At 71.8% G+C, this 11,804-nt stretch carries 12 protein-coding genes; 8 read left to right on the plus strand and 4 right to left on the minus strand.

Annotation, left to right across the window (positions count from 1 at the left end; translation table 11 throughout):
• The first annotated feature begins 46 nt into the window (after positions 1-46).
• From GA707_RS04020 to purM, 3 genes are all read left to right on the plus strand, one after another.
• Complete coding sequence (locus GA707_RS04020; protein WP_226963520.1) at positions 47-1,198, plus strand: Glu/Leu/Phe/Val dehydrogenase; 1,152 nt, start codon at positions 47-49, stop codon at positions 1,196-1,198.
• A 249-nt stretch (positions 1,199-1,447) separates the two neighbouring features.
• A complete protein-coding gene (locus GA707_RS04025; protein WP_152177152.1) occupies positions 1,448-1,645 on the plus strand; it encodes a DUF3073 domain-containing protein in 198 nt (65 codons plus the stop codon).
• A gap of 85 nt (positions 1,646-1,730) precedes the next feature.
• A complete protein-coding gene (purM, locus tag GA707_RS04030) occupies positions 1,731-2,876 on the plus strand; it encodes a phosphoribosylformylglycinamidine cyclo-ligase (protein ID WP_152177153.1) in 1,146 nt (381 codons plus the stop codon).
• A 360-nt stretch (positions 2,877-3,236) separates the two neighbouring features.
• On the opposite strand, the gene GA707_RS04035 is transcribed toward purM, so the two are convergent.
• The 4 genes from GA707_RS04035 to GA707_RS04050 form a co-directional block, all read right to left on the minus strand.
• Entirely contained in the window at positions 3,237-3,788 is a 552-nt protein-coding gene (locus tag GA707_RS04035; RefSeq protein WP_226963521.1) for a cysteine hydrolase family protein, read from the minus strand.
• Positions 3,785-5,311, minus strand: coding sequence for a cytosine permease (locus GA707_RS04040; protein WP_152177154.1), 1,527 nt, complete (start codon positions 5,309-5,311; stop codon positions 3,785-3,787). Before GA707_RS04040 ends, GA707_RS04035 begins: the two co-directional genes overlap by 4 nt.
• Before the next feature lie 71 nt (positions 5,312-5,382).
• A complete protein-coding gene (purF, locus tag GA707_RS04045) occupies positions 5,383-6,981 on the minus strand; it encodes an amidophosphoribosyltransferase (RefSeq protein WP_152177155.1) in 1,599 nt (532 codons plus the stop codon).
• A gap of 1 nt (position 6,982) precedes the next feature.
• Positions 6,983-7,213, minus strand: a complete 231-nt coding sequence (locus tag GA707_RS04050; RefSeq protein ID WP_152177156.1) for a hypothetical protein — start codon at positions 7,211-7,213, stop codon at positions 6,983-6,985.
• Positions 7,214-7,321: 108 nt separating this feature from the next.
• On the opposite strand from GA707_RS04050, the gene GA707_RS04055 reads away from it, so the two are divergent.
• From GA707_RS04055 to GA707_RS04075, 5 genes are all read left to right on the plus strand, one after another.
• Positions 7,322-8,989: a molybdopterin-dependent oxidoreductase gene (locus tag GA707_RS04055; RefSeq protein ID WP_152177157.1), complete on the plus strand. Its 1,668-nt coding sequence runs from the start codon at positions 7,322-7,324 to the stop codon at positions 8,987-8,989.
• Between the two features lie 151 nt (positions 8,990-9,140).
• On the plus strand, positions 9,141-9,821 hold the full coding sequence (locus tag GA707_RS04060; RefSeq protein ID WP_152177158.1) for a fasciclin domain-containing protein: 681 nt from the start codon (positions 9,141-9,143) through the stop codon (positions 9,819-9,821).
• A gap of 101 nt (positions 9,822-9,922) precedes the next feature.
• On the plus strand, positions 9,923-10,579 hold the full coding sequence (gene sigK, locus GA707_RS04065; RefSeq protein ID WP_152177159.1) for an ECF RNA polymerase sigma factor SigK: 657 nt from the start codon (positions 9,923-9,925) through the stop codon (positions 10,577-10,579).
• A complete protein-coding gene (locus GA707_RS04070; protein WP_152177160.1) occupies positions 10,576-11,370 on the plus strand; it encodes an anti-sigma factor domain-containing protein in 795 nt (264 codons plus the stop codon). Before sigK ends, GA707_RS04070 begins: the two co-directional genes overlap by 4 nt.
• A 2-nt stretch (positions 11,371-11,372) precedes the next feature.
• Positions 11,373-11,735: a sterol carrier family protein gene (locus tag GA707_RS04075; protein WP_152177161.1), complete on the plus strand. Its 363-nt coding sequence runs from the start codon at positions 11,373-11,375 to the stop codon at positions 11,733-11,735.
• Positions 11,736-11,804 lie beyond the last annotated feature (69 nt).

Genomic DNA, 11,804 nt, shown 5'->3' on the forward strand with positions numbered 1-11,804 from the left:
GGTCGCGCCACCCCCGCGGCCGCATCCGAGGCAAAGGAGCCTTCCCGTGACCGTCGCCGACACCGCCGTCGCGAACCCCCCGACCACCGCCGGCGCCGCAGAGCTGCTGGCCGCGGCCGAGCACGAGCAGATCGTCTCCTGCGTCGACCGGGAGAGTGGGCTGCGCGCCATCATCGCGATCCACGACACCTCGCTGGGGCCGGCGCTCGGCGGCACTCGTTTCTTTCCGTACGCCTCCTACGCCGAGGCCCTCGAGGACGTCCTCCGACTCTCGCGTGGCATGAGCTACAAGAACGCCGTCGCCGGACTGCCGCACGGAGGGGGCAAGGCGGTCATCATCGGCGACCCGGCCCGGGACAAGACCCCCGAACTGCTCCGCGCATACGGTCGCTACGTCCAGACGCTCGGCGGCCGCTACGTCACCGCCTGCGATGTCGGCACCTTCGTGGCCGACCTTGACATCGTCGGCGAGACGACCGCGTTCGCGACCGGGCGGTCGCTCGAACGAGGCGGGTGCGGGGACAGCAGCGTCCTCACCGCATACGGGGTTTTCCAAGGTATGCGCGCCGCAGCCGAGCACGTCTGGGGCACCCCCTCCGTGGCCGGGAAGCGGGTGGGAATCTCCGGGGTGGGCAAGGTCGGCCGGCAGCTGGCGCAGCACGTACTCGCCGACGGCGGGTCCGTCGTGGTCGCGGACGTCGACGGGGCGGCCGTGGACCGGCTGCGTGCGGAGCATCCGGAGGTCGAGGCCGCGGCGAGCACCGAAGAGCTCGTCGCTCTCGAGCTCGACGTCTTCGCGCCGTGTGCACTCGGCGGCGCGCTCGACCCCGCCACCGTCGAGGCGCTGAGCGCCCGCATCGTGTGCGGGGGCGCCAACAACCAGCTCGTCACGGAGGGGCCCGGCGGGACCGCCGACCGACTGGCCGAGCGCGGGGTTCTCTACTGCCCGGACTTCCTCGTCAACTCGGGCGGGGTGATCCAGGTCAGCGACGAGCTGCACGGCTTCGACATGGAGCGCGCCCGACGCAAGGCGAGCGAGATCTTCGACCACACCCTCGAGGTGCTCCGGTCGGCGGACGAGCTCGGGGTCACGCCCGCCGCGGCCGCCGACCACGTCGCCGAGGAGCGGATGGCTCGCGGAGGACGGACTCCGTGGGTGGCGCAGGCGGGATCATCCGACGCGCGGGCGCAGGCCTGAACGCCCAGGTCAACGGCCAGATTCGGCCACTGCGCGGTCAGTGTCCGGGGCGCCGAGGGGTCCACGCCTCGGACGCGCGCCCACCCAGCGGACGGCGCGTGGACACGGAATCATCGGGACTCATGTAGCGTTGACCTCACGACACGTACACACACCCCCCGGGACCGCTCCGTGGAGTCGAAGGAGTGCACGGCACGACTTCGGCTCTAACGATGCCGCCCCGGACGACGCACACAAGGGGGTCACGCCATGGGGCGCGGCCGAGCCAAGGCCAAGCAGACCAAGGTCGCTCGTGAGCTGAAGTACTACAGCCCACAGACCGACCTGAGCGCGCTTGAGCGAGAACTACACGGAGACGTCGGCACCGACACCCGGGACCAGTGGTCCAAGGATGACGACGCCGACGAGGACGACGACTACGAGCGGTGGATCTCGGGACAGCGCTGAGGCGCCGTCCACGCTCATCCCCTGGCTGTGCGGGTGCACACCCGTCACCTGATGCTGCCCTCGGGCGGCACTAGGCTTGCTGCCCGTGACCGACCAGTCGAGCCCCGCCTCCCCGACCGCCGACGCACCGATCACCTACGCGACGGCCGGGGTGGACATCGAGGCCGGCGACCGGGCGGTCGAGCTGATGAAGGCCTCGGTCCGTCGCGCGACCCGTCCCGAGGTGCTCGGTGGGCTCGGTGGCTTCGCGGGGATGTTCGACGCCTCCGCCCTGGTGGGCATGAGGAGGCCGGTGCTCGCGACCTCGACCGACGGTGTCGGCACCAAGGTCGCGATCGCGCAGGCGCTCGACCGGCACGACACGATCGGCCACGACCTGGTCGGCATGGTGGTCGACGACATCGTCGTCTGCGGGGCCGAGCCGCTCTTCATGACCGACTACATCGCCTGTGGTCAGGTGGTTCCGGAGCGGATCGCGGCCATCGTCGGCGGCATCGCCGAGGCCTGCGCCGCCGCAGGGGTCGCGCTCGTCGGCGGGGAGACCGCAGAACACCCCGGGCTGCTCGAGCCCGACGAGTATGACGTCGCGGGAGCGGCCACCGGGGTCGTCGAGTACGACGACGTCCTCACCCCTGAGCGGGTGCGGCCCGGAGACGTCGTCCTCGGGCTGGCCTCCTCGGGCCTGCACTCGAACGGGTACTCGCTCGTGCGCCGCGTCATCGCCGCCGCCGGCTGGTCGCTCGAGCGTGATGTGCCGGACCTCGGACGCACACTCGGCGAGGAGCTGCTCATCCCGACGCGGGTGTACTCCGCCGACCTGCTCGCGCTCCTTCGCCACGACGACGTCGAGGTGCACGCGCTCTCCCACGTGACCGGCGGAGGACTGGCGGCCAACGTGGCGAGGGTACTGCCGCATACCGTGCACGCGCGGCTGGACCGCTCGACCTGGGCCCGGCCGCCGGTCTTCGACCTCGTCGCCGACCTCGGCCGGGTGCCGCAGGACGACCTCGAGCGCACCCTCAACCTCGGGGTCGGCTTCACGGCGATCGTGACGCCGGAGTCCGTCGAGGCGGCGATGACCCATCTGCAGGACCGGGGGATCGAGACCTGGGTGATGGGCGAGGTGCACGCGCAGGATGAGGCGCCGATCGAGGTGGGTGTCGAGGTCGTCCGCGGCGCCAAGGGCGTCGACGGCGGCTCGGTGCAGCTCGTGGGCCAGCACCCCCGCTGACGCGCGCGCCTCCCACCTGAGCGTCGGTATGCCAGCCGCGCGACATCCCACGCCCCTGACATGCCGCAGCCTCACGCCCGCCTCACCGGCGTGCCAACCGCGCGACATCCCACGCCCCTGACATGCCGCAGCCTCACGCCCACGTCACCGGCATGCCAACCGCGCCACATCCCACGCCCCCGACATGCCGCAGCCCCACGCCCACGTCACCGGCGTGCCAACCGCGCGACATCCCACGCCCCTGGCATGCCGCAGCCTCACGCCCACGTCACCGGCATGCCAACCGCGCGACATCCCACTCCCCCGACATGCCCGAGCCCCACGCCCGCCTCACCGGCATGCCAACCGCGCGAGGCGCGATCACACCACGGTGATCTGCGGGCCGTAGAGCGCCATGACGGCGAGCGCGTGCCGGTGGTTCTCCACCGTCGAGCCGGCACACGCGTCCCCCGCCACCCGCACCGTCGCGCCGGCATCGGCGGCGGGCAGCGCGGTCGAGATGACGCAGCAGTCGGTCGACACCCCGGCCAGCGTCAGCGCGGGCTGCTCCCCCACGATCGCCCGCAGCTCGGCGGTCCACTTCCCGAACGTCCCCGCCGTGACCACGTGCTCGCCGCGGCCGACGAGGTCGGGGACCAGCGCATACAGGTCGTCGTCCTCAGGGACCAGCGCGAACGGCCACTCCTCGTAGTACCGCCCCCACGACCCGCCCAGCCCAGGGCGGGCGACGAAGCGGGTCAGGACAGTGCGCTCCGGTCCGTATGCACGGGCCAGGTCCGCGACCCGCGGCACCGTCTCGGCCCACATGGGCGAGCCCCACGGCGAGGTCGTCGGGTCGGCGAAGACGAACTGCGCGTCGATGACGACGAGCCAGTCCTCGCCGTCGACCGGCCCGAACACCGGCCCACTCACACCCGCTCCTCCTGCCGTGCCACCCTGGTGCGGCGGGCGACGTAAGTGATCGCGAAGGATGCGACCAGCGCGATCAGCACGCCGAGGTTGGCGTAGGCCCAGTTGCCCTCCCAGTACGGCCCGCCCTCCTCCGCGGAGACCCACGTGGCCAGACCGAGCGGCTCGAGCAGGTAGCCCTGCCAGTTGTTCCACGCCGCGTCCTCGGCGAAGAGGTTGACGACGAGCCCCCACCCCACGATGGAGGTGCCGACGAGCGTGGCGATCGAGGTCCAGTCCCAGGCGCCGTACCGCCCGGAAGCGTCGAAGAGCGCCTCGTCGTCGTAGTCCCGTTTGCGCAGGGCGATGTCGGCGATCATGATCCCGGCCCACGCGGCGAGTGGCACCCCGAGGGTGATGAGGAAGGACTGGAACGGGCCGATGAAGCTCTCGGCGAAGAAGACGACCCACACCGTCCCGGCGGTGAGGATGAGCCCGTCGATGAGGGCGGCCATAGGGCGTGGGATGCGCACGCCGAGCGAGAGCAGGGTCAGGCCCGAGGAGTAGATGCCGAGGACGGCTCCCGAGACGAGGGCGAGGATGGCCGCCACGAGGAACGGCACGAGCACCCAGGTCGGCAGGAGGGTCGCGAGGGTGCCGATCGGGTCGTCGCCGATCCCGGCGAGCACCTCCTCGTCTGACCCGGCGATCGTCAGGCCGTAGAGGACGAGGAGGGTCGGGCCGAGCGCGCCGCCGAAGGTGTTCCACGCGACGATCGAGGCACCCGGGGCGTCCCGGCGCTGGTAACGGGACCAGTCGGCGGCGATGTTGATCCAGCCGAGGCCGAACCCGGTCATCACCATGACGAGGGCCCCGACCATCGCGCCGGACGAGCCGCTCGGTAGCGAGGAGACGGCGTCCCAGTCGATGTACTGCACCGTCATGGCCACGTAGAGGATCGTGATGGCGGCCGTGATCCAGGTCAGGATCGACTGCATCCGCATGATGACGTGGTAGCCCATGACGGAGGCGACGACGATGAGGGTCGCGACGACGACAGCCGCGACGACCTTGGTCGTCGTGCCGCCTCCCCACCCGAGCCGCTCGAAGATCGTCGAGGTCGCGAGCACGGCGAGGATGGCGAGGAAGGTCTCCCATCCGATCGAGACGAGCCAGCTGATCACGCCGGGGACCTTCTGCCCGGTGACCCCGAAGGCCGCGCGCGAGAGGATCATCGTCGGGGCCGAACCGCGCTTGCCCGCGATCGCGATGACCCCGCAGAGCATGAACGAGACGACGACGCCGACGACGGTGACGACCGCCGCCTGCCAGAACGAGATGCCGAAGCCGAGGACGAACGCGGCGTAGGAGATGCCGAACACCGAGATGTTCGCCGCGAACCACGGCCAGAACAGGTCCCGCGGGCGGGCGGTGCGCTCGGACTCGGCGATGATCTCGATGCCGGTCCGCTCGACGCCGAGGCGGCGGGTCTCCTCGACGACGCTGGTCGGGGTCTCGGGCGGGGTCGCCGGAACGCTCGTGCTCATGGGGAGAGCCTGCCAGAGTCCCGCTCCCACGTGCGAGGACGCCGCCGCGCCATGGGTATGCGGTGGCCGCCTCAGCGGTCCGACGTCACCACCGGAGTGGGCCGGGACATCGTCGGGTGCGCCAGGACGCGGGGGCCGCCGTTCGGGCCCTCGCCCGTCGACTCACCCGAAGCGGCGTCCGCCACCTCGACCTCGTCGAAGGCCAGCTGCAGCTCGAGCACACCCTTGCCGAGCTGCTGCTCATCTGGTAGCGGGACGGGGTACGCGCCGGTGAAGCACGCGGTGCACAGCCGCTCGCGCGGTTGTCGGGTCGCGGCGACCATACCCTCCTCTGAGATGTAGCCGAGCGAGTCGGCGCCGATCGACATCCGCACCTCCTCCACGGCGAGGCCGGTGGCGATGAGCTCCGCGCGCGAGGCGAAGTCGATGCCGTAGAAGCACGGCCACGTCACCGGCGGCGAGGAGATGCGCACGTGGACCTCGGCGGCCCCGGCCTCGCGCAGCATCCGCACGAGGGCCCGCTGGGTGTTTCCGCGGACGATCGAGTCGTCGACGACGACGAGCCGCTTGCCGCGGATGACGTCGCGCAGCGGGTTGAGCTTGAGCCGGATGCCGAGCTGGCGGATGGTCTGCGAGGGCTGGATGAAGGTCCGCCCGACATACGCGTTCTTCACCAGCCCCTGGCCGTAGGGGATGCCCGAGCCCTGGGCGAAGCCGATCGCCGCAGGAGTGCCGGACTCGGGCGTCGGGATGACGAGGTCGGCGTCGACCGGGTGCTCCCGCGCCAGTGTTCGCCCCATCTCGACCCGTGCCTCGTGCACGACGCGGCCGCTGATCGTCGTGTCGGGGCGGGCGAGATAGACGTACTCGAACACGCAGCCCTTGGGCTCGGCCTCGGCGAACCGCCTCGACCGCAACCCCTCCTCGTCGATGGCGATGAGCTCGCCGGGCTCGACCTCGCGGATGAAGGAGGCCCCGACGATGTCGAGGGCCGCGGTCTCGGAGGCGACGACCCAGCCGCGCTCGAGGCGACCGAGGACCAAGGGGCGGATGCCGTGGCGGTCGCGCGCCGCATACAGGGTGTGCTCGTCCATGAAGGTGAAGCAGAACGCGCCGCGCAGGAGGGGGAGAACCTCCAGGGCGCGCGCCTCGAGGGAGCGGTCCGGCGAGTCGGTGAGCAGCGCCGTGACGAGGGCGGTGTCGGTCGTGTTGCCGCGACGGAGCTCGCCGGTCAGCTCGGCATCACCGCTGCGGGTCCGGACCAGCTCGCGCAGCTCGGCGCTGTTGATCAGGTTGCCGTTGTGGGCGAGGGCGACGGTGCCGCCCTCGTGCCCGCCGAGGGTCGGCTGGGCGTTCTCCCACGTCGACCCGCCGGTGGTGGAGTAGCGGCAGTGGCCGACCGCGAGGTGCCCCCGCAGTGAGGCCAGCGCACGCTCGTCGAAGACCTGGGAGACCAGGCCCATGTCCTTGTAGACGAGGAGTCGGTGGCCGTCGCTCGCGGCGATGCCGGCACTCTCCTGGCCGCGGTGCTGGAGGGCGTACAGACCGTAGTAGGTGAGCTTGGCGATGTCCTCACCCGGAGCCCAGACGCCGAAGACGCCGCACGCGTCCTGCGGACCCTTCTCCCCCGGGACGAGGTCGTGGCCGAGCAGTCCGTCCCCGCGGGCCACGTCAGCGGTCCCGACGCGTGATGACGATGTCGGCGATGACTCCGGCGAGCGCGCCGAGGATGGCGCCGAGGAAGGCGAACGTCACGACCATGTAGCCGAGCGCGGAGTTCTCCGAGAAGGTCGTCGCCGGATTGTCGCTCAGCGTCGAGATCAGGCCGCCGACGATCCCGCCGACGATGACGCCGGTGCCGATGAAGGCGACGAAGTTGGGATAGCGGGCGTTGGTGCGCACGACGTCCACGATACGCGCCTGTCCGGGGTGAGCCCGTACCCTAGGACCTGGGCTGATCAGTGCAGTTCCTCGCCCATCCGGACGGCCCCCGGCACCGAAGACCACATCATGAGGACCTATCCCGCCACGGACGCCCCCGCACGCGGCACGACCGGCGCGTCCGGCGGGGCGGGCGGCCGCGCGAGCACCGCCCGGTATGCGCTGGCCGGGTTGCTCAGCGCCGCCGGTGCCATGGCCGCGGGTCACGCAGTCGCAGGGCTCGTCGAGCCCGCCGCCTCGCCCGTGCTGGCCGTCGGCACAGCGGTCATCGACGCGACCCCCACCCCGGTGAAGACGTGGGCCGTCGACGCCTTCGGCACCGCCGACAAGCCGATCCTCATCGCCGGGGTGGCCGTCGTGACGGCGCTGCTCGCCGCGACCGCCGGCATCCTCAGCCGGCGCCACCCCTGGGCCGGGGCCGCGATCGTCATCGTCCTCGGGGTGCTCGCGACCCTCGCCGCCCACCTCACCGTCGGCCAGTCGCAGATGGCGATCCTTCCCGGCGTCATCGCGACGATCGTCGGCGTCGCCCTGCTCTCCTGGCTCACCTCGCTCGCGGCGAGGGCCGATTCGACACGAACATCTGGCCCGTCCGGACCCGACACGCAAGGAACGCGGGAGGTCGAGCGTCCGACGGACCACGTCGCCGAACCGGGCGGAGCCTCGCTCGCCGGGGCCGGAGCCGACCGGCGCACCTTCGTCATCGGCTCGATCGGGGTCGCGGCCGCCGCGGCGGGCCTGGCCGCAGTCGGCCAGGTGTGGGCGCGCCCGGCACAGCTGGCCCGCGCGATCGTGCTGCCCCCCGCGACCGAACCGCTCGGACCGTTGCCGACCGATCTCGCCACCGAGGTGTCCGGGATCTCGCCGCTGCGGACGCCGACCGCCGACTTCTACCGGATCGACACCGCCCTGACCCTGCCACGGGTGGACCTCGACTCGTGGCGGCTGCGCATCGACGGCGATGTCGACAATCCCTACGAGCTCTCGTTCGACGACCTGCTCGCGATGCCCCTCATCGAGCGGGACATCACCCTCAACTGCGTCTCGAACGAGGTCGGCGGGCCCTACATCGGCTCGACCCGCTGGCTCGGGGTGCGCACCTCGGACCTCTTGGCCGAGGCCGGGGTGCGGCCCGGCGCGGATCAGATCCTCAGCCGCTCGGTGGACGGGATGACCATCTCCACTCCCGTGGCGGCGTTGACCGACGACCGGGAGGCCCTCATCGCCATCGCCATGGACGGTGCGCCGCTTCCGCAGCGAAACGGCTTCCCGGCCCGCCTCGTGACGCCGGGGCTCTACGGCTACGTGGGCGCGACGAAGTGGCTGGAGTCGCTGACGGCAACCACGTATGCGGCCGAGCGGGCCTACTGGACCGAACGGGGCTGGGCCGAGCTCGGGCCGGTCAAGACCCAGGCCCGGATCGACACGCCCGCGCCGCTGCGGCCGATCCGTTCCGGCCAGACGGCCATCGGTGGGGTCGCCTGGGCGCAAGGTCGGGGGATCGAGCGGGTCGAGGTGCGCATCGACGACGGCCCCTGGACCGAGGCGACCCTCGGCGACGACGTCGGGATCGACTACTGGCGCCAGTGGTACCTCCCGTGGGAGGCCACGACGGGTCGGCACACGCTCGTCGTCCGTGCGACCGACGGGACGGGCGAGACCCAGACGGAGGAGCGCGCCGACGTCTTCCCGGACGGCGCCGCCGGTTGGCACACCGTCGTCGTCACCGTCGCCTGAACGGCAGAGCGTCCGGCGGCCGATTCCGCCCGCTCAGCCATGCCATAGATCGGCTGGCAGCGAAAAATATTGCCACACAGGGCAATCCGGCGGCGCACCAGCCTCGAACCCCTCCCGTCAGATCACCCGAACGTTGCACCAGGAGGACCTCATGACCGGCACCACCACCCGACGCCGCGGCGGCATCGTCGCCCTCGCCCTCGCCATGTCCCTCGGCCTGGCGGCCTGTGGCTCGGACGACGGCGACGCCGCGACCGACACCGGCACCATGGCCGAGACCACCGAGCCGATGACCGAGGACACGGACATGGCCACGCCGACCGACGAGATGACCGAGGAGATGACCGACGACCCGATGGCGATGGGTGAGCCCTTCGGCCCGGGTTGCGCAGCCGTCCCCGCGGACGGCGCCGGCTCCTTCGATGGGATGTCGACCGACCCGGTCGCGACGGCCGCCTCGAACAACCCGCTTCTCAGCCAGCTCGTCGCCGCGGTCGGCGAGGCCGGACTCGGCGACACCCTCAACACGACGGAGGACATCACCGTCTTCGCACCGACCGACGACGCGTTCGCCGCTGTGCCCCAGGAGACGCTCGACGCGGCCTTCGCAGACCCGTCGGGACTGCTCACGACCGTGCTGACCAACCACGTCGTCCCGGAGCGACTCAGCCCGGACATGCTGGCCGGCGACCACGAGACCCTGGCCGGCACGACGATCACGGTCGAGGGCTCCGGCGAGGAGTTCACGGTCGGCGAGGCCGCGATCGTGTGCGGCAACGTCCAGACCGCCAACGCCACGGTCTACATCATCGACCAGGTGCTCCTGCCCTGATCGCGTGACCACCGCATACCTCCATGCTCATCGGCCTGATCACCCCGGCGCGCGCGGGCTCCACTCGCCGCGCGGGTGAGACACGGGCCATGATGGACGGCATGTCGACACCCTCCTCCGGCTCTGCGCTGGGGGAGGGTGCGTCACGCCGTCCCGCAGCCGCAGCGGAGAAGGAACGCGAGCAGGGCGGGGTGGCGGGCGACCGCGGCGACGCGACGGAGCTCACCGAGCTCGTGCGGGCGACGGCCACCGGTGACGAGGGGGCGTTCGAGCGCCTCTATGACCGGATCGCACCGCGGGTGCACGGTCTGGTCGTCCGCGTGCTCCGGGACGCCGCCCAGGCCGAGGAGGTCACTCAGGAGGTGTTCCTCGAAATGTGGCGCAATGCCCGCCACATCGACCTATCCCACAGTTCACCGATGGGCTGGATCCTCACCCTCGCCCACCGTCGCGCCGTCGACCGGGTCCGCAGCGCCGAGGCCGCGCGTCGACGCGACCACCTCGACCTCGTGCGCGACCCACGCCGTAGCCTCGACGAGACGGTCGAGCGCGCACACGCCAACCTCGAGGGCGACCGCGTGCGCGAAGCACTGGGCGCCCTCACCGACCTCCAGCGCGAGGCCATCCAGCTCACCTACTTCGACGGATACACCCACACTCAGGTCGCCACGATGCTCGATATCCCACTCGGGACCGCCAAGTCCCGCATCCGCGACGCGCTGCTGCGGCTGCGCGACGTCCTCGGGGAGGACACATGACCGACCCCAGACACGAGTCGGATCCCACGCACGACCCGGATCCCACGCACGCCCACGTGCGCGACCTGCTCGCCGCATACCTCCTCGACGCGGTCGACGAGCACGAACGACTGCTCGTCGAGGAGCACCTGCTCACCTGCCCCGACTGCGAGCACGAGGTGGCCACGCTCACGCCCACCGTCGAAGCCCTCGCTCTCGCGGCGACGCCGCAGACCCCACCGGCGCAGGTCCGCGAGGCGGTCCTGCACGGCATCGAGCCGGCCTCCCGCCCGGGCGCTCCACGACAGACGTCGCCACCGACCGCCTTCGCGGACCCAGCCCGCCACGACGACCTCGGCGCCCGCCGGAGCTCGCGCGCCGCACGGCGGCTCAGTCTCCTCGTGGCGGCGGCGGCCGCAGTCGCGTTGTTCATGTTCGTGGCGATCGGCCCGTTCCGCGGCGCGCCGGACCTGACGACCGAGACGGTCGCGGCGGCGGCCGACGCCCAGCGGTTCGAGGCGCAGGTCGGCGAGGCGACGGCCACGGTCATCGTCAGCCGGGAGATGGACAAGGTGGCGATCGAGACGCGCGATATGACGCCTGCACCGGAGGGGCGGGACTACCAGCTGTGGTTCAGCCACCCCGACGGCACCGTGTCGGACGCCGGGGTCATGCCGCGCGACGAGGACGCCGAGATGGTTATCGAGGTCGATCTCGGCGACGCCGTCGGCGTCGCCGTGACGATGGAGCCCGAGGGCGGGTCCGAGCAGCCGACGAGCGAGCCGGTGCTCGTCGTGCCCTTCGAGGCCTGAGCGTGCCCCCGCGTCGCCGCATCCCTCCCGAGGAGGGACGTGCCGCCGTGCGCGACTGGGAGGAGCACGGCGAGTCGCTCGACCGGTCCACCCTGGCGACGGCGGTCCGGTATGCGCTGGAGGAGCTGGCCACGCGCCATCCGGGCCGCAGTGTGGAGGTCCGGGTGCCCCCCTTCGGCGCCGCCCAGGCGATCGAGGGGCCGCGGCACACGCGCGGCACGCCGCCGAACGTCGTCGAGACCGACGCCCAGACCTGGCTGGCCCTCGTTACCGGCCGCGTGGCGTGGACGGATGCGCAGGCGTCGGGGCAGGTCCGGGACAGCGGCATTCGCGCCGACCTCGGTGGCTGCCTGCCACTCCGGTGACCTCCCCAATAAGGAAGAGAGAACCGACCGTTCGCCAACTCGTTGCAGGTCAGGCAGCAAATCGTCACG

The organism is Nostocoides sp. F2B08, from assembly GCF_009184895.1.
GTDB lineage: Bacteria > Actinomycetota > Actinomycetes > Actinomycetales > Dermatophilaceae > F2B08.

Coding starts and splice junctions, on each gene's coding strand:
- GA707_RS04040 (WP_152177154.1), bottom strand. CDS start 5,311: ATGAGCACGAGCGTTCCGGCGACCCCGCCCGAGACCCCGACCAGCGTC.
- GA707_RS04070 (WP_152177160.1), top strand. CDS start 10,576: ATGACCGACCCCAGACACGAGTCGGATCCCACGCACGACCCGGATCCC.
- GA707_RS04060 (WP_152177158.1), top strand. CDS start 9,141: ATGACCGGCACCACCACCCGACGCCGCGGCGGCATCGTCGCCCTCGCC.
- sigK (WP_152177159.1), top strand. CDS start 9,923: ATGTCGACACCCTCCTCCGGCTCTGCGCTGGGGGAGGGTGCGTCACGC.
- GA707_RS04025 (WP_152177152.1), top strand. CDS start 1,448: ATGGGGCGCGGCCGAGCCAAGGCCAAGCAGACCAAGGTCGCTCGTGAG.
- GA707_RS04055 (WP_152177157.1), top strand. CDS start 7,322: ATGAGGACCTATCCCGCCACGGACGCCCCCGCACGCGGCACGACCGGC.